The following is a 24,552-nucleotide window of genomic DNA, read 5'->3' as shown; positions in this document are numbered from 1 at the left end:
GGCCCCTGTCCGACGCCGCGCCAGCGGCAGATGTCTCTGAAGGAGAACCCATGACCAGCATCGAAATCCCCGGCTACCGTCCCGGCACCTGGGTCCTCGACCCTTCGCACAGCGAGGTGACCTTCAGCGTCCGCCACATGATGATCTCGAAGGTGCGGGGCACGTTCGGCGTCAAGAGCGCCACGCTCATCGCTCCCGAGAACCCGCTCGACACCAAGGTGGAGGCGAGCGTCGACGTGACCTCGATCGACACCAACGACGAGGGTCGCGACGCGCACCTGCGTTCGGCCGACTTCTTCGACACCGAGAACTTCCCGACCATGGAGTTCGTCTCCACGGGCGCGCGCGTCAAGGGCGACGACCTCTTCGTCGACGGAGACCTCACGATCCGCGGCATCACCAAGCCGGTGAGCTTCGAGCTCGACTTCGGCGGGTTCGGCACCGACCCCTACGGCAACTACAAGGCCGGCGCGTCGGCGAAGACCGTGATCAACCGTGAGGACTTCGGCCTCACCTGGAACGCGGCGCTGGAGACCGGCGGCGTGCTCGTGGGCAAGGACATCACGATCAGCCTCGACCTGCAGGGCGCTCTGCAGCAGGACTGACCCTCCGCAGGTCGTCTTCCGGACCCCGGGCCCCTCAGGGCTCGGGGTTCTCTGCGTCGTAGTCGTGGAATCGACGGTTGCGGCGGGAGAGCATCGCGACCAGGGCGATCACCAGGACCCCGCCGAGCAGGGGAGGGAACCACAGGCTGGTCAGCGTCGCGAGAGTGCCGGCGTACAGGGCGCCGACGCGCGGACCGCCGGCGACCACCACGATGAACAGTCCCTGCAGGCGCCCCCGCATCGCATCGGGCACCGCCGCCTGCATCATCGTGTTGCGGTAGATCGAGCTCACGTTGTCCGAGGCTCCGGACAGGGCCAGGGCGACGCAGGCGGCGATGATCAGCCCGACGTGCGGAAGCTCCTCGCTCGCCGGCGAGGAGAACGCGCCGATCAGGAGGACGACGCCGAACAGCAGGATCGATGCCCCGTACGCCTCGACCGCACGGGCGATGCCGCGGCCGTGCCAGCGGTAGTGCACCACGCGACCGGAGAACAGGCTCGAGGAGAAGGTGCCCACCGCGACCGCCGCGGTGAGGATGCCGGTCGTGAGCGCTCCGCCGCCGAGGAGCACCGTGCCGAGAGCGGGGAAGAGGACGAGCGGCTGCCCGAACGTCATCGCGATGATGTCGATGATGTACTGCATCCGGATGTTGCCGGCCCTGCGCAGGAACCGCCAGCCGTCGACCAGGGACTCGAGGCCGGGGCGCACGACGTCGCCCTCCGGGCGCAGGGCGGGGAGCGTCCACAGCCCGAGGAACATGGACAGCATCAGCACGACGTCGATCGTGTAGGTCCAGCCGTAGCCCGTGAGCGCGACCAGGAGTCCCGCCAGTGCGGGGCCCGCCATCACGGTGAGTCCGAAGGCCACCCCGTTCAGGGCCGAGGCCGCCGCCAGTTTCTCGCGGGGGATGAGGCGGGGGACGATGGCGGTGCGCGTGGCCATGCCGACCGAGTTGGCGGCCGAGTTGATCATGCTCAGCGCGTACAGCCACCAGATGGTCTCGGTGCCCGTCCAGGTGAGGGCGGCGAGCAGCGCGGTCGATGCGAAGGTGATCGTGGCCGCGATCAGGGCCACCCTGCGCCGGTCGAACGCATCGGCGAGCATGCCGCCGTACAGCCCGGCGAGGATCATCGGCACGAGCCCGGCGACCGCGATCATCGACACCGCGAAGGTGCTCTGCGTCAGCGCGAAGACGTGCAGCATCACCGTGACGATCGTGAGCTGCCCGCCGATGCCGGCGAGAGTGGACCCGATCCACATCCGGGCGAAGGCGGGGCTGGTCTTGAGCGGGGTGAGGTCGATCAGATGACCGCGGCGCGCGCTCACTCGTCGATCTTCTTCAGCACCTTTCGAGCCTAGTTGAATCGGGCCGGGCATCGGCCGCGCCCGTGTCGCCCGAGGGGGTCGCCGGCTGGTAGACTCGTCAGGTTGCCGTTCGATCGGCCGCGGATAAAGAGAGCCCACGTATCAGGCGTCGGGCGCCGCGCAACAAGCAGAGAGGGGATCGAATCTATGGCACTGGAAGCAGACGTCAAGAAGGCGATCATCGAAGAGTACGCGACGCACCCCGGTGACACCGGATCCCCCGAGGTGCAGGTCGCAATGCTGACGCAGCGCATCAAGGACCTCACCGAGCACCTGAAGGAGCACAAGCACGACCACCACTCGCGTCGTGGTCTGTTCCTCCTCGTCGGTCAGCGCCGTCGCCTGCTGGGTTACCTGCAGGACATCGACATCAACCGCTACCGTTCGCTCATCGAGCGTCTCGGCCTGCGTCGATAAGCAAGGCGATCCTGCGTTCAATCGCGCAGAACATTCTTGAGAAGGCCGCCCCACGGTGTGGGGCGGCCTTCGTCATGTCCGGGGGAGAGCCGGCAGGGCCGTCTGCACCTGCAGATCGACCGGGCGGCAGCGGATGACGAGACCCACGACGAGCGTGAGCGCTGCGGCGCACACCATCATGAGGACGAGACTCGCGGTCCATCCCCCGGTGAGGTCGTGCAGGACGCCGACGAGGAGGCTCCCTGCGCCGGCGAAGGCATAGCCGACGCCTTGCGCGACGGCTGACAGCATCCCCGCGGAGGCTTCGTTCGCGGCGAGCATCACGATGAGCGCGAGGGAGAGCCCGAACGTCGCACTCTGGACGGCGCCGAGCACGACGGCGATCGCCACGTACGACTCGTCACCGGAGGCGAGCCAGGCGAACGCCGCGAACATCACGACGCCGAGACCCGGACCGAACCAGCGGAGCACCCGGTGGCGTCGAGCGAGGATCGGCGCGACCAGCGTCGGGCCGAGGCCGGCGATGCTGGTCAGGGCGAGCAGCCAGCCCGCGGTCTGCGCATCCACGCCGCGATCGCCGAGGATGCGGGGGAGCCACGACGCCACGGCGAAGAACAGCATCGCCTGAAGGCCGAACATCGCCGTGACGAGAGCGACGGTCGGTCGTGAGGATCGGGACAGCGTCATCCGCGACGTCGAGGGCGATGGCGCCTCCGATCGCAGCGCCACGCCGATCATGGCCCCCGTCGCGATCACCGCGGGGACGGCCCACAGCCCGAGCGCCACGGCGGGTCCGCCGGCCGCTGTGCTCAGCGGCACGGAGAGTCCCGCTCCCAGCGCGGCACCCGCGCTGAAGGACATGCTGCTCAGTCCGATCCAGAGGCCGCCCGCACGGAGGGACTTCAGATACTGCGGAAGCAGCGTGCCCGCGGCCATGATCGACACCCCGGCGAGGAACGTTCCGGGAAGCATCCCGCCGGGGATGACGACCCGGAGCGCAAGGGCGCCCGCCAGAGCCGCCATGGTCCAGATCAGCGCCCTGGTCACACCGAGTCGACGAGCGAGCAGGGGGCCGATCGGGGCGCTCATGCCGAAGGCGATGACCGGCAGCGTCGCCAGCAGGTTCAGCTGCACCGGAGCCAGGTCGAACGCCACCCTCGTCGGTTCGAGCAGAGCGGCGACCGAGGTGATCGCCGGGCGCAGATTGAGTCCGATCAGCAGGGCTGCGCCGAGCCCCACCACTCGGTCGCGGACCTCGCTGCCTCGATGCTCAGAGGGCGAGGACACGAAGACCATCGGCGACCACACGGCCGTCGTGGATGACGAGTCGGTCGGTGCCCCGGTCCATCACCGCGCTCGTGGGTGTCTCTCCGTCGACCAGGAGCAGGTCCGCCCGGTCTCCGACGGCGAGGCCGGGCCGATCGGCGACGTCGGCCAGGCGCGGCGAGGTGTGCGACATGATGCTCGCTCCGCCCATCGTCGCGACCGCGAGCGCCATCTCGATGTGGTCGTCACGGCGGAAGCCGTTCGTGAACGCGAGCTGCCACGTGCGGTCGAGCATGTCGGCGTTGCCGTAGGGGCTCCAGTAGTCGCGCTGTCCGTCCTGACCGAGTCCGATCCGCACACCCGCGTCGACGAGCTGCACGAGCGACAAGTGGTTGCTGGTGGACGGGGCGACCGTCGCCATCGAGATGTCCAGCTCGGCGAACTCCTCGATCAGGCGTCGGCTGGTGGCCTCGTTCACCGAGCCGAGCTCATAGGCGTGGGACATCGTCACCTTGCCCTGCATCCCGAGCGCGCGCGTGCGCTCCATCACGAGCTCGGTGCTGAAGACTCCGAGTGCGCCGGGCTCGTGCAGGTGGATGTCGACCTCGACCTGGTACTTCTCGGCGAGGCCGAACACGATGTCGAGGTGCCTGGCGGGATCGCGGTCGAGCTGTGAGGGGTCAATGCCGCCGATCACGTCGGCACCCTGCTTGAGAGACTCCTCCAGGTATTCGACCGTGCCCTCCTCGCGGAGGATGCCGGCCTGCGGGAAGGTCATGACCTGCACGTCGGCGTGCGCGGCGAACCTCTCCTTCGCGGCCATGACGGCGTCGAACTTCTCCAGCTTGCAGTCGACGTCGACCTGCGCGTAGGAGCGGACGCGGGTCGTGCCGCGAGCGATCATCCGCTCGAGGGTGCCGGCCACGCGCGTGGGGAGGTCGATCTCCGCCGAACGCCAGTTCTCGCGGTCGTTCATCATCATGCCCCAGACGCCAGGGGCCCCGGTGTGCTCGCGGAACGGCAGACCGATCCGCGTCGAGTCGAGATGCACATGGACGTCGCTGAAGGACGGCAGCAGGAGCCGCCCGCGCCCATCGATGTCGTCGCTCGCGATGGGGGTCTCCTCGTGGGGACGGATCCGGGTGATGCGCCCGTCCTCGATCAGGACATCGGAGGCGGAGCCGCCCCAGGGGCGCACGTCACGAATCAGCATGGACTTTCCTTTCTTCGGGGGAGCCGAGCCGCGACGCGAGGTCGGCGGCTTCAGCGAGATGATGGCACGCGGCGTCACCGGTGGGAACCTGCTCCTCGCACTGCCGGCGCCGGTCCTCGTCGAGGAGCGGGAGCACGGGGCAGCGCGTGCGGAACACGCACCCGCTGGGCGGGTTCGACGGGTGGGGGAGATCTCCGACGAGACGGATACGCCGGCTGCGGTCGGCCGTCGGGTCCGGGCTCGGCACGGAGGACAGCAGCGACTGCGTGTACGGGTGCTGTGGAGCGCCGAACACCGCGTCCCTGGTGCCGTGCTCCATGATGCGTCCGAGATACATCACGGCGACCTCGTCGGCGAAGTGCTTGACGACGGACAGATCGTGAGCGATGAAGACGTACGAGATGCCGGTGTCGGCCTGGATGTCCTGGAGCAGGTTGATGACCTGCGCCTGCACCGACACGTCGAGGGCCGACACGGGCTCGTCGCAGATCACCACGTCCGGCTCCAGAGCGAGCGCTCGGGCGATGCCGACGCGCTGCTTCTGTCCGCCCGAGAACTCGTGGGGGAAGCGATTGTAGTGCTCCGGCCGGAGCCCCACGCGGTCCATCAGCGCCGCCACCCGGTTCTTCATGCCCTCCTTGGGAGCGATGCCCTGGGCCTGCAGCGGCGCGGCGATCGCGGCGCCGACGCTCTGGCGGGGGTTCAGCGACGACGAGGGGTTCTGGAAGACCATCTGCACGCGACGACGGAACTGCTGCAGGTCGGCGCCCCGCAACTGTGCGACATCGGCGCCGTCCAGCAGGATGCGCCCCGAGGTGGGGCTGAGCAGGCGCATCAGCAGCCGCCCGGTGGTGGACTTGCCGCAGCCGGACTCGCCGACCAGGCCCAGCGTCGAGCCGCGCTCGAGGGTGAAGGAGACGCCGTCCACGGCCTTCACCTGCGAGGATCCGCGCAGGAATCCTTTGCTGACGCTGAAATGCTTGGCAAGGCCCTCGACCTTCATCAGCGGCTCGCTCATCGGACGACCTCCTGCAGATCGAGTGCGGGAGTCGGGGCATCGACCTCCGTGAGGTGGCAGCGCGCCCGGTGCCCGGATCCCACCATCGTCAGGGCGGGTCGCTCGGTGCGGCACCTGTCGTCGGGAACGAGGGCCGCGACCGGGCACCGATCGGCGAACAGGCAGCCCTGGGGAAGATCGAGCAGCGAGGGCGGGAAGCCGGGGATCGGGGTGAGACGCCCGGCTTCGTCGACCATCGAGGGCATCGACGAGAGCAGACCCTGGGCGTAGGGGTGGGCGGTCCGGAAGAAGAGGTCGTGGACCTCTGCCTCTTCCACACACTGCCCGCCGTACATGACCACGACGCGACGGCAGACCTCGGCGACGACGCCCAGATCGTGGGTGACGAAGATCACGGCGGAACCGGTCTCCGCCTGGAGCGACCCGATCAGGTCGAGGATCTGCGCCTGCACGGTGACGTCGAGCGCGGTGGTGGGCTCGTCGGCGATGAGCAGTTCCGGTTCGCAGATCAGCGCCATCGCGATCATCGCCCGCTGCCGCATGCCGCCCGAGAACTCATGGGGGTAGGAGTCGTAGCGCGCGACCGGATCGGGGATGCCCACGCGGTTGAGCATCTCGATCGCCTGGGCCTTCGCGGCCTTCGCGCTCACCCTGTTGTGCACGCGATACGCCTCGGCGATCTGCCGCCCCACGGTGTAGAACGGGTGCATCGCCGACAGCGGATCCTGGAAGATCATCCCGATCTTGCGACCGCGGTAGGGGCGCATCTCGTTCTCGCTCAGCGGCACCAGATCGGTGCCGTCGAACAGGATCCGGCCGGTCACCTCGGCGCTGCTGCCCTTCAGAAGCCCCATCAGGGTCTGGCTCGTCACGGTCTTGCCCGAGCCGGACTCGCCGACGATGCCGACGGTCTCGCCGCGCTGCACGACCAGGTCCATACCGTTCACGGCATGCACCAGACCGTCGTCGGTGGGGAATGTCACCCGCAGGTCGCGGATGTCGAGGATCGGCGTGGTCATCAGTTGACCCTCACTCTCGGGTCGACACTCGCGTACACGAGGTCGACGATGACGTTCGCGGTGATGATGAAGAAGGCGGCGAGCATCGTGATCGCCATGGTGACCGGGAGGTCGCCCGACGTCGCGGCGCGCACCGCGGTGAAGCCGAGACCGGGGACGGAGAAGATCTGCTCCGTCAGGACGGCACCGCCCAGGAGGGCACCGATGTCCAGACCGAGCATCGTGATGATCGGGGTGATCCCGGCCCGCACTCCGTGGGTCGTGATCCGACCGGGGCCCAGCCCCTTCGCGCGGGCGGTGCGCATGTAGTCCTCGCCGAAGGTCTCGATCATGTTGTTGCGCGTGATGCGGATGTACTGCGCGCTGAACAGGATCGCCAGCGCGACCCAGGGCAGCAGGTAGTTCGTGAACCACGCGCCGGGTCCGGCAGGGCCGAACGGGGAGGAGATCTGGTTGCTCGTGAACGGCAGCCAGTGCAGCACGCTCACGAAGACGAGGAGGAGCAGGAGCCCCGTGACGGGAACGGGGAGCGACACTCCGATGGATGCGGCGCCGACGATGAGCTTGTCGGTCGCCCTGCCCTTGCGCAGAGCCGCGAGCAGTCCCAGGCCGACACCGACCACGGTCCACAGCACGACGGCGCCGACGGCGATCGAGATCGTGTAGGGGAGGGCCCGGACGATCACGTCGGTGACGTTCTCGTTGGTCTGGAACGACTTGCCCAGGCACGGCCAGGCGCACACCTGCTCGGCGCCGGGGGCTCCGATGAGCCGCTCGCCGAAGAAGCCGCTCAGGTAGGTGAAGTACTGCACCAGGAACGGCTTGTCCATGCCGAGGGCCACGCGGGCCTGGGCGATGCGGTCAGGGGTGCACTCCTGTCCGCAGGCGGCGGCCGCAGGGTCTGCGGGTCCGATCTGGAACAGGGCGAACGTCACGAAGCTCACGACGAGCAGGAGGATGACCAGTGCGGTCACGCGGCGGACGATGAATCCGAACATTGCTGTCCCGTACGGGGCCGACCGATCACGCGGTCGGCCCCGTCCTTTCCGGAGGTGTCGTGTCGGTCGTTACTGCTCGACGCCGATGGTGGACAGATCGATGCTCCCGAAGAAGTACCCCACCTGGGCGTTGTGGATCTTCGAGCCCACGACGCTGTTGGTGAAGGTGCGGATCAGCGGGACGAGGGGGTACGACTCCATCGCCTGGTTGTACAGCTCGGCCCACTGGGTGTTCAGTTCCTCCGAGGTGCCGTTGGTGTTGCGCAGCTCGTACATCTCACCGGAGAGAGCGTCGTCGTAGAAGCGCGAGATGTTGCTGAAGCCGTAGGTCGTGCCGTCCAGGCTCGGCCCGATGTTGGGGTCGACCGTGGTGCGCGTCGAACCGGACGCGGCGCCACCGCACCAGCCGGCGCGGGCGATGTCGGGCATCTCGTCGCTGGCGAGCACCGTGTAGTAGTTCGCCGCGGGGATCGGCACGAGCTGCAGGTCGATGCCGAGCTCTGCGAAGTTCTGCTGGAGCACGGTGCCGAGGTTCTTGTACCGGTCGATCGCGTTCGAGTAGCCGTAGGTCAGCGATGCGGGGACGTCCTTGCCCTCGAGGAGCTTCTTGGCGGCGTCGAGCTGCGGGGCGCCGTCGATGTCGAGGTCGGTGGTCTCGGCGACGTAGCCGACCTGCGCGTCGTTCAGGTACGAGTTGGTGAGCTTGCCGAAGCGGGCTCCGCCGTACTGCACCTGGATCGCCGCACGGTCCATCGCCAGGGCGAGGGCGTGACGCACATCGGGGTCCGTGATGGTCTCGGTGTTGAAGTTGAGCACGTCGGTGCAGCCGAGCAGTCCGGAGGCGGTGCGGTCGGCGACCGATGCCTCGGTCAGTCGGGACGTGTCGGACGCCTGGAGTGCGCCGTTCGAGTCGAGCGTGATCGCGGTCGGGTCCGCGTCCGAGATCAGCTGCTGGCTGATCGTCGCCTGAGCGGTCGAGAGTGAGAATGTGAACGTGTCCGGCAGCGCGGTGCGGTTCTCATCGGTCGCGGCGTCCCACGAGGGGTTGCGCACGAGCTTGAGCTCGCGGCCGCGGTCGTAGCTCTCGATCATGTACGGGCCCGACGAGATCGGGTGGTTCGTGTAGTCGAGCTTGGTGTCCTTCGCCTGCGGCACCGGCGCGGTGTTCGAGCGGGACACGAGGGCGGCGAAGTCGGGGTTCGGCTGCTTCAGGTGGAAGACGACCGTCTTGTCGTCCGGAGTCTCGACGGCCGTCAGGTCGCCACCTCCGGAGTACGGGCCCTTGTAGTCGTCGGCGTCGAGAGCGGAGTTCAGCTCCTGCGGCGCCTGCGTGAAGACGTCGCGCGCGAAGGTGCGGGCGATGCCGTACTTCACGTCCGCGGCGGTGATCGGGGTGCCGTCCTCGTACTTCAGACCGTCCTTGAGGGTGTAGGTCCAGGTCAGGCCGTCTTCCGAGGCGGTTCCGGTGTCGGTCGCCAGGTCGGCGACGATCGTCGGCGGCTCGCCCGCGGTCTCCTTCGCCATGGTCAGCGTGCGGTAGTAGAGCTGGCCGACGTTCGCGGTCTGCACGTAGTTGCTGTTGCCGGGGTCGAGCGTCATGAAGTCGCTCGACATCAGGACGTTGACGTTGCCGCCGGCTTCATCGAAACCCGGCTGCACGATGTGTGCGGCATACGGATCCTTCGACCCGGTGGGCGCGGACTGCCCGTTCTGGGCGTTGACGCTGGTGCAGCCGGTGACGACCAGGGCGATGGCCACGGTCGCAGCGGCGAGCAGGGGACTGCGGTGTCTCATGACTCGTTCTCTTTCGGTGAGGGTCGGGTGTTCAGGGTCGGGTGTTCAGGGTCGGGAGGGTCAGCTGCGGGAGGCCTTGGGATCGAGCGCGTCGCGCACGGCGTCGCCGAGCAGGTTGAAGGCGAGCACGGTGATGATGAGCGCGGTGCCGGGCACGATGAGGAACCAGGGGTCGCTGAGATACCAGTTGCCCGCCTGAGCGGCGTTGAGCATCTGTCCCCAGGACGGGGTCGGGTCCTTCACCCCCACGCCGAGGAACGACAGTGCGGCTTCGGCGGAGATGTTCGCGGGGATCATCATGGTCGCGTAGACGAGGACGACACCGAGCACGTTCGGGATCACCTGACGGAAGATGATCGTCCGGTGCGAGGCGCCGTAGGACTTCGCCGCCTCGATGTACTCCTGCTCGCGGATGCTGAGCACCTGCCCGCGGACGACGCGTGCGAGGTATGCCCAGCCGAAGAAGCCGAGGATCAGCACGAGGGAGGCGATCGGGACGAAGCTGCCCTGGCCGAGCGGGGTGTCCCGCAGCCGTGACTGCAGGATCGGGGTGAGCGAGAGCACCAGGAGCAGGTGCGGGAACGCGAGGAACAGGTCGATGATGCGGCTGATGACCATGTCGACCTTGCCGCCGAAGTAGCCGGCCGCGGCGCCGAGCACGGTCCCGAGGACCACCGAGACCACCGTCGACAGGAGCGCGATCAGCAAGGAGACCTGCGCTCCGTAGGCGATGCGCGCGAAGATGTCGCGTCCGAGTCCCGGCTCCACGCCGAGCCAGTGCTCCACGGACGGGTACATGTACGCGGGGAGTGGCAGGCCGGGGGTGTTGAAGTTGTCGAGGACGTCGGGGCCGGTGTTCGTGGTGAACGGGTCCTGCCCTTCGATCGCGACCAGCACGGGGGCCAGGAGCGCGAAGAGGACGATCGCCACGACCACTCCGAAGGAGACGAGGGCGATCGGGCTCCGGCGGATGCGCAGCCAGGCCGTGCCGAGAAGCGAGCGTCCCGTCGCGATCTTCGGCGGCGCCGTGGGCAGCGCTTCCGTCTTCGGGGTCAGCGTCTGGGTGTCCGTCACGATCTTCCTTGATGGTTCGGGGAGCGGGTGCTCAGAATTGTATACCAGCAGGAACGCGGTTGGGATACCAAATTTCCGGATGAGGTGATTTCCGCTTGTTTGCGCGGGATTCTCTTGAAGAGCAGGAGGGCGTGAGATAGTTTTTGGATACCAAATCGCATCTCAGATCATCGGGGCTCTCATGCGCACACTTCTCACCGCCGACCACGTGCTGGTGTTCGACGGCACTTCCCACCGGGAACTCCGGCAGGGGGCCGTGGTCGTCGAGGACGACCTGATCGTCTTCGCCGGTCCGGCCGACCAGGCTCCCTCGGACGTCGATGAGCACCTGGATCTCGGCGAGAGTCTGCTGATGCCGGGGCTCATCGACCTCGACGCGCTCACCGACATCGATCACCTGATCCTGGACGCCTGGGGCACGGGGGAGCAGGCAGCCCGCCTGCAGTGGTCGGAGGAGTACTTCGACGCTCGGCGCCATGTCTTCGACGATGATGAGCGCGCGCGCATCCGGGAGATCGCGCTGGTGCAGCTCGCCCTGCACGGCATCACCAGCTACATGCCCATCGCCTCGGAGGTGCACTCGGCCTGGGCGGAATCGGCGGCCGATCTCCACCGGATGGCGACGTTCTCGCGGAAACTCGGCCTGCGCGGATTCCTCGGTCCGTCCTATCGCTCGGGCGTGAACGTCGTCACGGCGGAGGGCGAGCGTGTGGTGCGGTTCGCCTCGGACGAGGGGGAGGCCGGACTCGCCGACGCCATCCGGTTCCATGACGAGCTGGCCGCGCTCGGCGATCCGCTGCTCACGCCCGTCTTCCTGCCCTGCCGCATCGAGACGCTGACTCCCGAGCTGCTCGCGGCGACGGCCGTGGCAGCGGCGGAGCGCGGCGCGATCGTGCGGCTGCACGCGCTGCAGGGCGAGGTGGAGCGCGAACTGATCCTGGCCGAGCACGGCTTCACTCCGCTCGATCTGATCGAGGACCGCGGCCTCTTGAACGATCGCCTCATCGTGCCGCATGGCGTGTTCCTCGACGTGAACCCGCGGGTGCACGGCGAGGACAGGGGCGACCTCGCCCGTCTCGTCGCAGCCGGGGTGTCGATCGTGCACTGCCCGTTGACCAACGCGCGCTACGGGTCGGAACTCGAGACCTTCGGGCGGTACCGCGATGCCGGGGTGAACATCGCCCTCGGCACGGATTCGTTCCCGCCCGACCTCATCCGCGGCATCGACACCGGCGTGTCGGTGGCGAAGGTGCAGAACGGAAGTCTGGCTGCCGGCGACCTCGCCGGATACGTCGAGGCAGTCACGCTCGGCGGCGCGACCGCGCTCCACCGGCCCGACCTCGGACGGATCGCCGTCGGTGCCCAGGCCGATCTCACGGCCTTCCGGCTGGACGACGTGCGGATGGGTGCCGTGGACGACCCGCTGCGCACCCTGGTCCTCAACGGCACGGCGCGTGACGCCTGCCTGACGATGGTCGCTGGCCGGGTCGTCATGCGCGACGGCAGGATCGACGGGATCGACCTCGACGCGATCCGGCAGGACACGCAGATCCTCTTCGGAACGATGCGGAACGCCTACACTGGGCGCGACCATCGAAGCGGGACGACGGACGCGCTCTTCCCTCCGGTCTTCCCCCATGCCTGAGATCCCGAGAGGCTCCGCGATGAGTTCCGACAGCACGATCACCGACGGATCCGCCCTCGCCGAGCGGGTCTATCGCGGAGTGCTGCGCAGGATCATCGTCGGTGAGCTCACACCGGGAGCGTGGCTGAAGGAGAGAGACCTCTCCGAGCGCTTCGAGGTCTCTCGGGTGCCCGTCCGTCAGGCCCTGCAGCGCTTGGAGACCGAGGGGTTCGTCGTCACGACGCGCAACAAGGGCGCCAGTGTCACGCCCGTGACCAGGGCCGATGTCGAGGAGCTCTACGACGCGCGCCTGTGCATCGAGCCCTATGCGACGCGCCACGCCGCGCAGCGTGTGCACTCGGGGGCCGCCAGCGCCGACCGGTTGCGCGAGCTCCTCGAGCGCGCCCTCGCGCCGGGGGAGACGGTGGAGCTGGGGGAATCCAACCTCGGGTTCCACCTGGAGATCGTCCGGCTCTCGGGCAACCGCATCCTGGAACGCAGCCTCGCGCCGATGCTCGGCCGCATGCAGTGGATCTTCGGGATCACGCATGCCACGCGCGAGCAGGAGCATGCCGTGGAGCACCAGCAACTGCTCGATGCGATCCTCGCCGGCCGCGGCGAGGTCGCGGCCGCTCAGGCCTACGCCCACATCGATCAGGGGCGCGAACCCATCATCGACGCTCTTGCCGAGGCGCTCCACTGGTAGCGACAGGTCGACCCCCTCTCGGGTCTCCGATACGAGATCCGTCGTCCGGTGTTCCTGGCGGTCGCCTGCCCCGCCGCGGTTGCTTCTGAGACGGTCCTCGCCTATAACGGAGGAGAGGCCCTTCGTGAGAAGGGCCTTCTGACTCTCCGGGGGGAAGACGATGATCGATCACCAGGCTGTCGCCGGTCGAGAGGCGCTGGCCCCGCCCGACGTCGACACGGCTCGCCAGTACCTCACGCGAGCCGAGGCGATCGTCGAGCAGCGCGAACGCGTGGTCGATCGACGGGCGGCCGCGTGGCTGACCATCGGGACCGCCGTCTTCGTGGCGGCCTATCTCTTCCTCGCAGTGCACGGGTTCCGGCAGGAGGTGCCGTCCGTCGAGATCCAGTCGCTGCTGGTGCCGCTGCTGGTGCTGAGCCAGATCTCGACCGGGATCGCACAGCGTGGAGACAGGGGGCCGAGGCGCTCGGCCTCGCGTCGGCTGCTGACGGTCGGCGGCGTCGTCATCGCCGGCGGGGCGCTGATCGTGTTCTTCCTGATCCTGGTGAACCCGAGCATCTCGACGTCGTGGATCCTGCTCCCGATCCTGGCCGTCCTGCTCGGCTACGGGGGACGCGGCGTCGTCCGGCTCATCCGCGCCTCGCGCGGCCCCCGTCCGCTCCCGGCGGTGCGGACGCCGCTGACGGACGGCGCACGGTGGGGCACGATCGCGGTGGGCGTGCTCCTCGGCGCGGTGTGCGCCGTGAGCGCTGTGCCGGACGCGGCGCTCGCGAGTTTCCTCCTGTTCGTGTCGCTGCTCGCGCTGCTCGCCTGGATCTCGATGTCGAGCACGGGCATCGGTCTGCCCCTCCTCGGCGCATCCTGGCGCTGGCCGCACGTGCTGGCGCTCGCGGTGTCCGCGGTCGTCTTCCTCGCGCTCCGGCTCCCCGCTTTCGACGGTGTGGCCGTCGCGCCGGCGACCTTCCTCCTCGTCGGCCTCGGCATCGTCCTGATGTTCGTGGTCGTCTCGATGATCCCGGGGCGTGATCTCGATGCCTGAGCAGGAGAGCGGTTCGCCCCGTCTCGACGACGACTTCGCCTCGGCGCTGCCGTTCTCGCTGATGGCCGCGCTGCAGGACGGCGCCGATCTCGAGTTCCGCACCCTCCGCCGTATCCTCCAGGCCGAGCGGTCTGCCCTCAGCGGAGCGATCCTCCTGCTGGAGAACGAGCGACACGTGGCTCTGCGCCGTGTCTCCTTCGGCGAGATGCCCGGCACGTGGGTCGCCGCCACACCCGCGGGGAGCGCGGCGTTCCGCTCTCACCTCGCGGCGCTGCGCGCCATCGTCGCCGGCGCCCACGCCGGGCGGTGATCCTCCGTCAGACGCTCGCCGCCACCAGGTCCGCGTGGTGGATCGCGGCGACGTCCGGGTGCGCGCGCAGGCGCGACTTGAGGGCGTTCTCGCCGTAGAGCGCGTGGATGGGGTTGTTCGGGTCCTCGGTGACGCCCTTCGCCTCGGCGGCGAGGTCGGCGGGGAGCTCGATCAGCGGCAGCCGCTTGTCGAGCGCGGGGTTGAAGAAGAACGGGATGGAGATCCGCTCGTTCGGGGCCTGCGGCGACACCACACGGTGGTTGGTGGCCTTGAGATACCCGCCGGTCGCGTACTCGAGCAGCTCGCCGATGTTCACGACGAAGGCTCCGGACACCGGCGGAGCATCGACCCAGGCGCCGTCGCGCTCGACCTGCAGCCCGCCCTTGCCGGGCTCGACCCAGAGGAGCGTCAGGACGCCGGAGTCCTTGTGTGCGCCGACGCCCTGCTGCGGCTCCGGCTCGTGCGTCCCGGGGTAGCGGACGATCTTGATGAGCGTCGACGGCTCCCCGAAGTGCTCGTCGAAGTAGCTCTCGTCGGCCCCGAGGGTCTGTGCCCACGCCCGCAGCAGCTTGCGTGCGACCTCCGACAGCGTCTCGTGCCACTCGGCCACGACGTCCTGCAGCTCCGGCTGCGCCGCGGGCCAGAGGTTCGGGCCGATGAGCCGGTTGAAGGCGGGACCGTCCGCGACGGGCTCGCGCTCCGGACCGATGTCGATCTGCTCGCGCCAGTCGACCTTCCCCTGCGTCCGCTCGCCGCCGATGCGGGTGTAGCCGCGGAAGTGCGGGCTGTTGACGTTCTCGATCGCGAGCTTGTCGTCCTCCGGGAGGGCGAAGAAATCCAGCGCCGCCCGGTGGAGCCGCGCCTCGAGCTCGGGGGAGATCCCGGTGCCGGTGAGGTAGAAGAACCCGACGTCGTGCGTCGCGGCCCGGAGGTCGTCGCGGAATCGTGCCGCGGCCTCGGGGCCTTCATCGAGCTGGGAGAGGTCGAGGATGGGGAGCGAGAGTTCAGCCATGGACCGAGGCTACGTCGCCCCGTCCGGGGCGGGACGCTGTGTTGCGATCCATTACTTCCGGTCCGCGTGTTCAGGGGGTGTCGATCGCGGTGCTAGAGTCTCCTCGGTAAGGGCTGCCTTACCTCAGTCATCGCCAGAGAGTCTGCTCCCGTGCTCGCCACTTTCCTCATCGGCCTCCGTGAAGGTCTCGAAGCCGCTCTCGTCGTCGGCATCCTCGTGGCCTACCTCCGTCGTCTCGGACGGCAGGACGCCCTCCCGAAGATGTGGGCCGGCGTGGGCCTCGCGATCGCCCTGGCGCTCGGCATCGGCGCGGTGCTCACCTTCGGTGCGTACGAGCTCACCTTCCAGGCCCAGGAGCTGATCGGCGGCGGGCTCTCCCTGCTGGCCGTCGCGATGGTCACCTGGATGATCTTCTGGATGCAGCGTGCCGGACGCACCATGAAGGCGACGCTGGAGGGCGGCATCGACCGCGCCCTCACCGTCGGCGGTCTGTGGGCGCTGATCGCGATCGGCTTCGTGTCCGTCGCCCGCGAGGGGATCGAGACAACCCTGCTGTTGTGGTCGATGGTGCAGTCGTTTGGCGACGCGCCCTCCGCCCTGCTGGGTGCGCTGCTCGGCCTGATCGTGGCCGTGATCATCGGCTGGCTGATCTCGCGGGGCGCCGTGCGTCTCGACCTCCGGCGGTTCTTCGCGTGGACGGGCGGATTCCTCGTGATCGTGGCGGCCGGCGTGCTCGCCTATGCGCTGAAGGATCTGCAGGAGGCCGGTGCGCTTCCCGGGCCGTTCACCGCCCTGGCGCCGATCGACGCGGTCACCGGCGGGGTGGCCGTCGGCTGGGCCGCGTTCCCGTTCGGCTGGGCGTTCGACATCTCGGCGACCATCGCTCCCGGCGGCGCGCTCGCATCGATCCTGCAGGCGACGGTCGGGTTCATGCCCGCGATGACCTGGCTGCAGATCGTCGCCTGGGCCCTCTACATCTCCCTGGTCGGCGGGCTGTACGTCCGCGGTCTCCGCTCGCGGCGCCCCTCGAAGTCGCAGGGTCCGTCCACGCCGACTTCCGATTCTCCCTCCCTCTCACATCAAGGAGCAGCATGACCACCTCGCACCGGTTCCTGGGGGTGCTGGCCGCCACCGGCGCCGCAGCCCTCATCCTGAGCGGATGCGTCGCGAAGAGCGATGCCGAGGCCGGCGCGGCCTTCGACGTCTCGTCCACCGACGGCGACTGCGCCGTCTCGGCGGCGACCGCGAAGAGCGGCACGCTGACCTTCGACGTCAAGAACGACACCGACCAGGTCTCGGAGTTCTACCTGCTGGCCGAGGACGGTCTGCGCATCGTCGGCGAGGTCGAGAACATCGCCCCCGCCGCATCGCGGAAGCTGACCGTCGTCGCGCAGCCGGGCGACTACTTCACCCTCTGCAAGCCGGGCATGATCGGCGAGGGCGTCGGCAAGGCCGCGTTCACCGTCACCGGCGACCGCGTCGCGGTGGACGGCCCGGATGCCGAGCAGAAGCAGAAGGCCGTCGATCTGTACGCCGCCTTCGTCAAGGACCAGGTCGGCCAGCTCGTCCCGGCCGTCGAGGACTTCGTCGCCGCGTACGAGTCGGGTGACGACGAGACCGCGCGCACGCTCTTCCCGCAGACCCGCGCGTTCTACGAGCGCATCGAGCCGGTGGCCGAGGCCCTGGGCGACCTCGACCCCCGCATCGACTACCGCGAGGTCGACGCCGTGGCCGAGGGTCTCGACTGGACCGGCTTCCACCGCATCGAGAAGGACCTGTGGGTGCCGGCGGCCGACGCGCTGAACGCCGACGGCGAGACCCCGGCGCGTCAGGACTGGGCGCCGTCGACGCCGGAGGAGCGCGCCGACTACGGTGACCTGCTGCTCGCCGACGTGCAGGAGCTGTACGACTACGTGCACTCCGACGACTTCACCACGGCGCTCGACGACCAGGGCATCGGCGGCATCTCGAACGGTGCGATCGCGCTGCTCGACGAGGTCGCGACCGGCAAGATCTCGGGCGAGGAGGACTGGTGGTCGGGGACCGACCTCTACGACTTCGCCGCGAACGTCGAGGGCTCGAAGATGGCCTTCTCGCTCGTGCAGGACTTCGCGGACGCGCAGGGCGCGGACGGAGAGGCCCTCGTCAAGGAGATCGAGTCCGGCTACGCCGCTCTCGAGGACTCGCTCGCCGAGCACGGCTCGCTGACCTCCGGCTTCGTCGCCTACGCCGACCTCACGGACGACGACAAGCGCGAGTTCACCGATCTGATCAACGCCCTCGCCGAGCCGCTCTCGCAGCTCACCAGCACGGTCCTGGACTGATCAGCCGACCGCTGATCCGACGAGGTACCATCACGGACGTGAACGAACCAGAGGCGGATGCCGCACCCGAAGAGGCATCGACGGATGCGGCATCCGCTCCTGCCGGTCTGAGCAGGCGCGGCCTGCTCGGACTGGCCATCGGCGGCGGTGTCGCAGGACTCGCCGTCGGAGCGGGAGCCGGGCTCACCGGAGGCGTGGCGATCGGACGGGCGCGGGCCACGGAGGACGCGCACGCCGCGTACGAGTTCTTCGGGGCGCACCAGGCCGGAATCACGACACCGGTCCAGGACCACCTGCACTTCGCGAGCTTCGACATGATGCCCCGCACCGATCGGGATGACCTGATCTCCCTGCTGCAGGACTGGTCGTACGCGGCCTCCCGCATGGTGCAGGGGCTCGAGGTCAGTGCGACCGGCGCGGTCGGCGGTCCGGCCGAAGCTCCGCCGGACGACACCGGAGAGGCGCTCGGCCTGCCCGCCGCGGGGCTCACGATCACGTTCGGCTTCGGTCCCGGTCTGTTTGAGAACGAGGACGGCGACCGCTACGGCATCGCGGCGCAGCGCCCCGCGGGCCTCGAGCGCCTGCCGGCCTTCCTCGGCGACGACCTCGATCCGCAGACCTCGCATGGCGACCTCTGCATCCAGGCATGTGCCGACGACCCGCAGGTCGCGGTGCACGCGATCCGCAACCTGAGCCGCATCGCCTTCGGACGGGCGCGGCTGCGCTGGTCGCAGCTCGGCTTCGGCAAGACCTCGCGCACCACGGCGGCGCAGGCGACACCGCGGAACCTCTTCGGCTTCAAGGACGGCACCGCGAACATCCTGGCCGACGACACGGAGGCGCTGAACGATCACGTCTGGGTGTCCACGAAGGATGAGCCGGCGTGGCTCGCGGGTGGCTCGTACCTCGTGGCCAGGAAGATCGCCATGCTGATCGAGACGTGGGACCGGGTGCGGCTCGCCGAGCAGGACACGATCATCGGCCGGGACAAGGGGGACGGGGCACCGCTCTCCGGCGGGGACGAGTTCACGGCGCCCGACTTCCACGGCACCGCCATCGATGCGAACAGCCACGTGCGTCTTGCGCACCCGGAGCAGAACGACGGGATCCGCATCCTGCGACGCGGCTACAACTACGTCGACGGGAACAACACGCTCGGGCGCCTCGACGCCGGACTGTTCTTCCTGTCGTACCAGCGCGACCCCGCGCAGTTCATCTCGCTGCAGCGCCGACTGTCGACGGATCTCATGAACGAGTACATCCGGCACGTCGGCTCCGGCATCTGGGCCGTGCCGGCGGGTGCGAAGCCGGGGTCCTACGTGGGCGCCGGGCTGTTCGCCTGACGCGTCAGGACTCGGAGACGGCGACGAGCGTCTCCATGACGAAGGCGGCGATGGCGTCGGCGCGGAAGTGGTCGTCCGCCGTGATCGTGACCACGGCGTCGTCGAGGAAGATCAGCAGCTGGCCGTAGGCGCCGTGCAGTCGCCAGCCCGGCCCCGGGCCACCCCAGCCGGCCAGGGCGTAGCGATCGTAGGACTCGCCGTCTCCGGCGACGCCCCAGTCGCTGTGCATCCCGTCGATCCCGTGCCGCGAGAGCAGCCGGCGCCCCTCCCACATCCCGCCGTCGCGGATGAGCCGGCCGAGGCGCGCGAGCTCCTCGGTGCGCAGCGCCAGGCCGCCGCCGGCGACGATGCGGCCGTTCGGACTGCGCTCCCAGTCGACGTCGTCGATGCCGAGCGGGGCGAACAGACGGGGGACCAGGTAGTCGCCCACGTCGCCGACCCGGGCGGCCAGCGCCGTCATCGCGGTGTACGTGCTGGCGTCCGAGTACTGGAAGACGCGTCCGGCCGAGGGGCGCTGCAGGAACTCCCGGGCCAGGTCGGGCCAGTCGGTCATCAGGGTGTCCGACCACGGGAGGTCGACGCCGCTGGTCATCGTCAGCAGATGACGCAGGGTCACCTGATCGGTGCCGGGCCCGAACGCGAAGCCGTCGAGGAGGGCCGAGACGGGCTCGTCGAGCGACACCGCGCCCTCGTCGACGGCGAAGCCGGCAGCCAGCACGCAGACGCCCTTCGCGACCGAGTGGATGTCCTCCCGGACGTCCGGAGTCCAGCGATGCTCCGCGGTGTCCGCTCCGATACGGACGTGGAGACCGTGTGCGTCGAACCCGGACGCCGCCACCTCGTCGACGATGCGGTCACGGACGATCTCGGCGTTGCTCACACTCACGAGGCTATCCGCTCCGGCTCAGCGGGGCCGTCGCGAGCCGGTGGGGTCGTTCCGCCGTCCCTCGCGGGCGGTGAGGGCGGGATCGATGAACAGCCAGCGCGGGCGCGGTTCCACGAGGGGACGGAAGAGCCACCTGATCGGCTTGGTGGCCAGGAGCAGTGCGACGACGACGGCGAGCACCGTGACCAGGGGAAGCCAGATCCAGGTCGGCTCCAGGTCGCGCAGCGCGCCGGTCTCGCGGAACGGATAGAGCACGAAGGAGTGCAGCAGATAGACGTACATCGTGTACTGCCCGAACGTCGTCCACCAGTACGAGCCGCGGGGGATCAGGACGAAGAAGGCGGCGCACAGCACCACGGCCAGCAGCATGAGGGCGATGCGGATCGCTCCCGCCCACCACTGCTCTCCGACGAGATCGGCGTACGAGTCCTCGTAGAAGAGCCAGTGCCGCAGGTCGACCGCCTGCCACAGCGGCAGCCAGTTCCACGCCGCCCAGCCCGTCGCCGCGAACACCGCGACCGCGACGGCGCGGATCCACCACGGACGGAAGTCCAGCAGCCGCAAGCGGTCGACGATGTCGTGCTCGCGGAGCCACCATCCGAGCGCGAAGAACGGGAGGAGGCCGAGGGTGCGCGACAGGGAGAAGGTGCTGTCGACGTTGGGGAGGTAGCCCGCACCGATCGAGATCACGACGGTCCACAGCAGCGGCCAGCGCAGCAGCGCGAGGTAGGGCAGCACGAGCCGGAAGATGCCCAGGGCGAGCAGGAACCACAGCGTCCAGCTCGGCTTGGTGAAGTTCGGGGTCGCCTCGCCCTCGACGAGCCACTTCGTGAGCGTCCACAGCGTCTCGAAGATCACGTAGGGGAGGATGATGTCGGTGATCACCCGCGCCATCTGAGTCTTGGTGGGCGATCCGGACTTCGAGAAGTACCCGGAGATGATCGCGAACGCGGGCATGTGGAACGCGTACAGCGCGAGGTAGAACGCGAAGGCGATGTCGGAGTCGTAGATGAGTCGCTGGATCGCGTGCCCCAGGACGACCATGACGATGCAGACGTATCGCGCGTTGTCCCAGAACGGCACACGCCGTCGCTTGCGAGGAATCGTTCCCGTGGTGGGCCCTGAGATGTCGGCACCGGCACTGCTCATCGTTCGAGGCTACAGGCCGGGAATAAAGTTGCTGTGAGCGCGTTGACACAGATACATTCACATGAATAGAAACGGATGGCAGACATCCGCTTCGGAGAGCACGGAGCAATCATGAGCGAGCAGTCAGGCGCGCAGGCGATGCAGTTCGGCATCATGTCGGTCAGCGACATCACCCGCGATCCCACCACGGGGATCACCCCGAGCGAGCAGGAGCGCATCAAGGCGACGACGGCCATCGCCGTGCACGCCGAAGAGGTCGGCCTCGACGTCTTCGCGATCGGCGAGCACCACAACCCGCCGTTCTGGTCCTCCAGCCCCACCACCTTCCTCGCGGCACTGGCCGCGCAGACCGAGCGCCTCATCGTCTCCACGTCGACCACGCTCATCACCACGAACGACCCGGTGCGCATCGCCGAGGAGTACGCGATGCTCCAGCACGTGTCCGACGGACGCATGGACCTCATGCTCGGCCGCGGCAACACCGGACCCGTCTACCCGTGGTTCGGCCAGGACATCCGCCAGGGCCTTCCGCTCGCGATCGAGAACTACGCGCTGCTGCACAAGCTGTGGCGCGAGGACGTGGTCGACTGGGAGGGCAAGTTCCGCACCCCGCTGCAGGGCTTCACCTCGACGCCCCGCCCGCTCGACGGCATCGCTCCATTCGTCTGGCACGGCTCCATCCGCACGCCGGAGATCGCCGAGCAGGCCGCCTACTACGGTGACGGCTTCTTCGCGAACAACATCTTCTGGCCGAAGGAGCACTACCAGCGTCTGATCGAGCTGTACCGTCAGCGCTTCGAGCACTACGGCCACGGCACGCGGGAGCAGGCGATCGTCGGCCTCGGCGGCCAGGTGTTCATGGCCGCGAAGTCGCAGGATGCGGTGAATCAGTTCCGTCCGTACTTCGACAACGCCCCGGTGTACGGCCACGGCCCGAGCATGGAGGACTTCACCGAGATGACCCCGCTCACCGTGGGGTCGCCGCAGCAGGTGATCGACCGCTACGCCGGGATGCGCGAGCACTACGGCGACTACCAGCGTCAGCTGTTCCTCATCGACCACGCCGGTCTGCCGTTGAAGACGGTGCTGGAGCAGCTCGACATCCTCGGCTCCGAGGTGGTCCCGGTGCTGCGCAAGGAGCTCGCGAAGGACCGTCCTGCGTCGGTGCCCGACGCACCCACCCACGCCGCGCGCGTGAAGGCGGAGTTCGGCGACGGACCCACCCGCCAGGCTCGCCCGGGTGCGAACCGCGGCGACAACCTGACCGGTGACTCGCCGTACCAGGACACGCCCGCACCCGCCGGTGCGGCATTCGGGCTCGGCCGGAAGGAGGCCTGAGATGACCACGCGTCGCATCGCCGTCGTCGCGGCGGGCCTGTCGAACCCGTCGTCCACCCGGATGCTCGCTGATCGCCTCGCGGCCGAGACCGTGAAGGCGCTCGCCGAGCACGACATCGAGGCCAGCGTCGACGTGATCGAGCTGCGCGACTACGCGCACGACATCACGAACAACATGCTGACGGGGTTCGCGCCGGCGGCGCTGGAGACCGCGATCAACACGGTGGTGTCGGCCGACGCCCTCATCGCCGTGACCCCGATCTTCTCGACCAGCTACTCCGGACTCTTCAAGTCGTTCATCGACGTGCTCGACCCGGACGCCCTGAGCGGGAAGCCGGTGCTGATCGGCGCGAACGCCGGTACCGCACGGCACTCCCTCGCGATCGACTACGCGATCCGTCCCCTGTTCGCCTACCTGCACGCGGAAGCCGTCTCGACCGGCGTGTTCGCGGCGTCGAGCGACTGGGGCGGTGCGGGCGACGACGTCGCCCCGCTCGGCAAGCGGGTCGAGAAGGGCGCGCGCGAGCTCGCCGACGCGATCGCGCGTCGGCAGGAGACCGCCGTCGTCGATCCCTACGACCCCGCGACGTACCTGGGTGAGGGGCGTTCCTTCGGGCACATGCTGGGCGGTCTCGCCGGCGAGTGAGTCGCGCAGGGCGCCATCGACGATGTCCGAGGGATGTCGTACGGTGGCGCCATGCCCACACACCCCGCGCTCGTCGCGCTCCAGGAGCAGTCGACCGGCACCCTCCTCCTTCCCGATGACGTCGACTACGAGACGGCCCGTCGGCCGTGGAATCTCGCGATCGAGCAGCGCCCCGCGGCCGTCGCCGCGCCCGCCGATGTGGACGACCTCCGGATGCTGCTCGACGCGGCCCGTCGGTCCGGTCTGCGCCTGGCCGTGCAGCCTCGCGGGCACGGAGCGTCGGGCGACCTGAGCGGTGCGGTGCTCGTGCGCATGCACGCCTTCGACGCTCTCGAGATCGACGCCGAGCGCGGAGTCCTCACGGTCGGCGCCGGCGTGCGCTGGGGCCGGGTCGTCGATGCGCTGGAAGGCAGCGGGTGGGTGGCGCCCGCCGGCACCAGTCCCGTCGTGAGCGTCGCCGGATACACCCTGGGCGGCGGTCACTCCTGGTTCAGCCGCACCGCGGGCCTCGGCTCGGACAACCTGCGCGCGGCCTGGGTGCTGCGCACCGACGGCACGCACGAGCGTGTCGATGACGCCGCCGACCCCGACCTCCTGTGGGCACTGCGCGGGGCGGGAGGCCTCGTCGGGATCGTGACGGCGCTCGAGATCGAGCTCGTCCCGGCGCCCGACGTCTGGGGAGCGAATCTCACGTTCGACGTGGCCCACGCTCCCGCCGTCGTCCGGGCCGTTCGCGACCTCGCCGCCTCCGCGCCCTCGACGTTGAACGTCTTCGTCAACTCGATGCGGATGCCGGACGCCCCGCAGCTCCCCGAGGAGATCAGGGGGCGCAGCTTCCTCACGGTCCAGGCGCTGTCCGTCGACGGCCCGCAGGAGGCGCTGATCGACGCGGTGCGCCGTGCGGGCGTCGTGCGCAGCGACGTCACCGGACCCACGTCCCCGGCGGCTCTCGCAGCCGCGTCGAACGAGCCGACCGATCCCACGCCGGGCCGCGGCGCATCGATGGCGCTCACCGTGCTCGACGATGCGACCATCGACGCGCTCCTCGAGTTCCGGGAGCTGCCGGAGCAGTGGCCGATCATGGGCATCGACATCCGGATGCTGGGTGGCGCACTGGACGCCCCTCGACGCTCGGGGTTCGCGTCGCTGGAGTCGGCCGGGTGGCTGCTGCACGCGCTCGCACCGGTGATCCCCGGTGTGCCGACCGAACCGGGGGACGCGAGCCTGGAGGCGTTCCGGGAGCTGTTGCGTCCCGACGAGGCCGCGCAGACCGTGACGACGTTCCTGGAGCCCGGGCAGACGCTCGACCGCTGCGGTTCCGCCGACGACATCGCCCGCCTCCGCGAGCTGCGCGCGCGATTCGATCCGGAGCGGGTGCTCCATGACGGTCGGCTGCCCGGCTGAT

General features: G+C 69.1%; 23 protein-coding genes. 12 read left to right on the top strand and 11 right to left on the bottom strand.

What is annotated here, in order from left to right; translation table 11 throughout:
• The first annotated feature begins 50 nt into the window (after positions 1–50).
• Positions 51–605: a YceI family protein gene (locus AC07VM_RS17345; RefSeq protein WP_267418170.1), complete on the top strand. Its 555-nt coding sequence runs from the start codon at positions 51–53 to the stop codon at positions 603–605.
• Between the two features lie 34 nt (positions 606–639).
• Here the strand turns inward: AC07VM_RS17345 and AC07VM_RS17340 are convergent, their stop codons facing one another.
• A complete protein-coding gene (locus AC07VM_RS17340) occupies positions 640–1,932 on the bottom strand; it encodes an MFS transporter (RefSeq protein WP_267418171.1) in 1,293 nt (430 codons plus the stop codon).
• 186 nt (positions 1,933–2,118) lie between these two features.
• On the opposite strand from AC07VM_RS17340, the gene rpsO reads away from it, so the two are divergent.
• A complete protein-coding gene (rpsO, locus tag AC07VM_RS17335) occupies positions 2,119–2,388 on the top strand; it encodes a 30S ribosomal protein S15 (protein ID WP_005048780.1) in 270 nt (89 codons plus the stop codon).
• A 72-nt stretch (positions 2,389–2,460) separates the two neighbouring features.
• On the opposite strand, the gene AC07VM_RS17330 is transcribed toward rpsO, so the two are convergent.
• From AC07VM_RS17330 to AC07VM_RS17300, 7 genes are all read right to left on the bottom strand, one after another.
• A complete protein-coding gene (locus tag AC07VM_RS17330) occupies positions 2,461–3,675 on the bottom strand; it encodes an MFS transporter (RefSeq protein ID WP_494912466.1) in 1,215 nt (404 codons plus the stop codon).
• Complete coding sequence (locus tag AC07VM_RS17325) at positions 3,659–4,867, bottom strand: amidohydrolase (RefSeq protein WP_494912464.1); 1,209 nt, start codon at positions 4,865–4,867, stop codon at positions 3,659–3,661. Before AC07VM_RS17325 ends, AC07VM_RS17330 begins: the two co-directional genes overlap by 17 nt.
• Positions 4,854–5,885 carry an ABC transporter ATP-binding protein gene (locus AC07VM_RS17320; RefSeq protein WP_494912462.1) on the bottom strand — a complete coding sequence of 344 codons (1,032 nt, stop codon included), beginning with the start codon at positions 5,883–5,885 and terminating at the stop codon, positions 4,854–4,856. The genes AC07VM_RS17325 and AC07VM_RS17320 overlap by 14 nt, the downstream gene beginning before the upstream one ends.
• Complete coding sequence (locus tag AC07VM_RS17315; protein WP_494912461.1) at positions 5,882–6,904, bottom strand: ABC transporter ATP-binding protein; 1,023 nt, start codon at positions 6,902–6,904, stop codon at positions 5,882–5,884. Before AC07VM_RS17315 ends, AC07VM_RS17320 begins: the two co-directional genes overlap by 4 nt.
• Positions 6,904–7,902: an ABC transporter permease gene (locus AC07VM_RS17310; protein ID WP_267418199.1), complete on the bottom strand. Its 999-nt coding sequence runs from the start codon at positions 7,900–7,902 to the stop codon at positions 6,904–6,906. The genes AC07VM_RS17315 and AC07VM_RS17310 overlap by 1 nt, the downstream gene beginning before the upstream one ends.
• A 69-nt stretch (positions 7,903–7,971) precedes the next feature.
• Positions 7,972–9,696: an ABC transporter substrate-binding protein gene (locus AC07VM_RS17305; RefSeq protein WP_494912459.1), complete on the bottom strand. Its 1,725-nt coding sequence runs from the start codon at positions 9,694–9,696 to the stop codon at positions 7,972–7,974.
• A gap of 60 nt (positions 9,697–9,756) precedes the next feature.
• Positions 9,757–10,770: an ABC transporter permease gene (locus AC07VM_RS17300; RefSeq protein ID WP_494912457.1), complete on the bottom strand. Its 1,014-nt coding sequence runs from the start codon at positions 10,768–10,770 to the stop codon at positions 9,757–9,759.
• A 181-nt stretch (positions 10,771–10,951) separates the two neighbouring features.
• Here AC07VM_RS17300 and AC07VM_RS17295 point away from each other — a divergent pair, with 181 nt between their 5' ends.
• The 4 genes from AC07VM_RS17295 (at position 10,952) to AC07VM_RS17280 (ending at position 14,449) form a co-directional block, all read left to right on the top strand.
• On the top strand, positions 10,952–12,415 hold the full coding sequence (locus AC07VM_RS17295) for a chlorohydrolase family protein (RefSeq protein WP_494912456.1): 1,464 nt from the start codon (positions 10,952–10,954) through the stop codon (positions 12,413–12,415).
• Positions 12,416–12,434: 19 nt separating this feature from the next.
• Positions 12,435–13,100 carry a GntR family transcriptional regulator gene (locus AC07VM_RS17290; RefSeq protein ID WP_267418204.1) on the top strand — a complete coding sequence of 222 codons (666 nt, stop codon included), beginning with the start codon at positions 12,435–12,437 and terminating at the stop codon, positions 13,098–13,100.
• 160 nt (positions 13,101–13,260) lie between these two features.
• Entirely contained in the window at positions 13,261–14,139 is an 879-nt protein-coding gene (locus AC07VM_RS17285; protein WP_494912454.1) for a hypothetical protein, read from the top strand.
• The gene (locus AC07VM_RS17280; protein ID WP_494912612.1) at positions 14,132–14,449 is read left to right on the top strand and encodes a transcriptional regulator; all 318 of its coding nucleotides are present in this window, start codon (positions 14,132–14,134) and stop codon (positions 14,447–14,449) included. Before AC07VM_RS17285 ends, AC07VM_RS17280 begins: the two co-directional genes overlap by 8 nt.
• A 7-nt stretch (positions 14,450–14,456) precedes the next feature.
• On the opposite strand, the gene AC07VM_RS17275 is transcribed toward AC07VM_RS17280, so the two are convergent.
• Entirely contained in the window at positions 14,457–15,461 is a 1,005-nt protein-coding gene (locus AC07VM_RS17275) for an isopenicillin N synthase family dioxygenase (protein WP_267418207.1), read from the bottom strand.
• 150 nt (positions 15,462–15,611) lie between these two features.
• On the opposite strand from AC07VM_RS17275, the gene efeU reads away from it, so the two are divergent.
• From efeU to efeB, 3 genes are read left to right on the top strand one after another with little or no spacing between them, the layout of a single operon-like run.
• On the top strand, positions 15,612–16,556 hold the full coding sequence (gene efeU, locus AC07VM_RS17270) for an iron uptake transporter permease EfeU (protein ID WP_267418208.1): 945 nt from the start codon (positions 15,612–15,614) through the stop codon (positions 16,554–16,556).
• Positions 16,553–17,785, top strand: a complete 1,233-nt coding sequence (gene efeO, locus AC07VM_RS17265; protein WP_494912452.1) for an iron uptake system protein EfeO — start codon at positions 16,553–16,555, stop codon at positions 17,783–17,785. The genes efeU and efeO overlap by 4 nt, the downstream gene beginning before the upstream one ends.
• A 38-nt stretch (positions 17,786–17,823) precedes the next feature.
• Positions 17,824–19,128: an iron uptake transporter deferrochelatase/peroxidase subunit gene (gene efeB, locus AC07VM_RS17260; RefSeq protein WP_494912450.1), complete on the top strand. Its 1,305-nt coding sequence runs from the start codon at positions 17,824–17,826 to the stop codon at positions 19,126–19,128.
• 4 nt (positions 19,129–19,132) lie between these two features.
• Here efeB and AC07VM_RS17255 read toward each other — a convergent pair whose 3' ends face one another.
• A complete protein-coding gene (locus AC07VM_RS17255; RefSeq protein ID WP_494912449.1) occupies positions 19,133–20,008 on the bottom strand; it encodes a serine hydrolase domain-containing protein in 876 nt (291 codons plus the stop codon).
• 24 nt (positions 20,009–20,032) lie between these two features.
• Positions 20,033–21,163, bottom strand: a complete 1,131-nt coding sequence (locus tag AC07VM_RS17250; protein WP_267418212.1) for an acyltransferase family protein — start codon at positions 21,161–21,163, stop codon at positions 20,033–20,035.
• Positions 21,164–21,274: 111 nt separating this feature from the next.
• Between AC07VM_RS17250 and AC07VM_RS17245 the strand changes: the two genes are divergently transcribed.
• The 3 genes from AC07VM_RS17245 to AC07VM_RS17235 are packed head-to-tail and all read left to right on the top strand — an operon-like array spanning position 21,275 to position 24,551.
• Positions 21,275–22,501 carry an LLM class flavin-dependent oxidoreductase gene (locus AC07VM_RS17245; RefSeq protein WP_046748303.1) on the top strand — a complete coding sequence of 409 codons (1,227 nt, stop codon included), beginning with the start codon at positions 21,275–21,277 and terminating at the stop codon, positions 22,499–22,501.
• Between the two features lies 1 nt (position 22,502).
• Entirely contained in the window at positions 22,503–23,147 is a 645-nt protein-coding gene (locus tag AC07VM_RS17240; RefSeq protein ID WP_267418213.1) for an FMN reductase, read from the top strand.
• 51 nt (positions 23,148–23,198) lie between these two features.
• The gene (locus AC07VM_RS17235) at positions 23,199–24,551 is read left to right on the top strand and encodes an FAD-binding oxidoreductase (protein WP_494912448.1); all 1,353 of its coding nucleotides are present in this window, start codon (positions 23,199–23,201) and stop codon (positions 24,549–24,551) included.
• Position 24,552: the final 1 nt, after the last annotated feature.

The sequence above is a fragment of the Microbacterium sp. GW821-FHT01D02 genome (assembly GCF_059422585.1).
The sequence above is the reverse complement of the archived record's forward strand: the minus strand, read 5'-3'. Positions and strand labels throughout refer to the sequence as shown.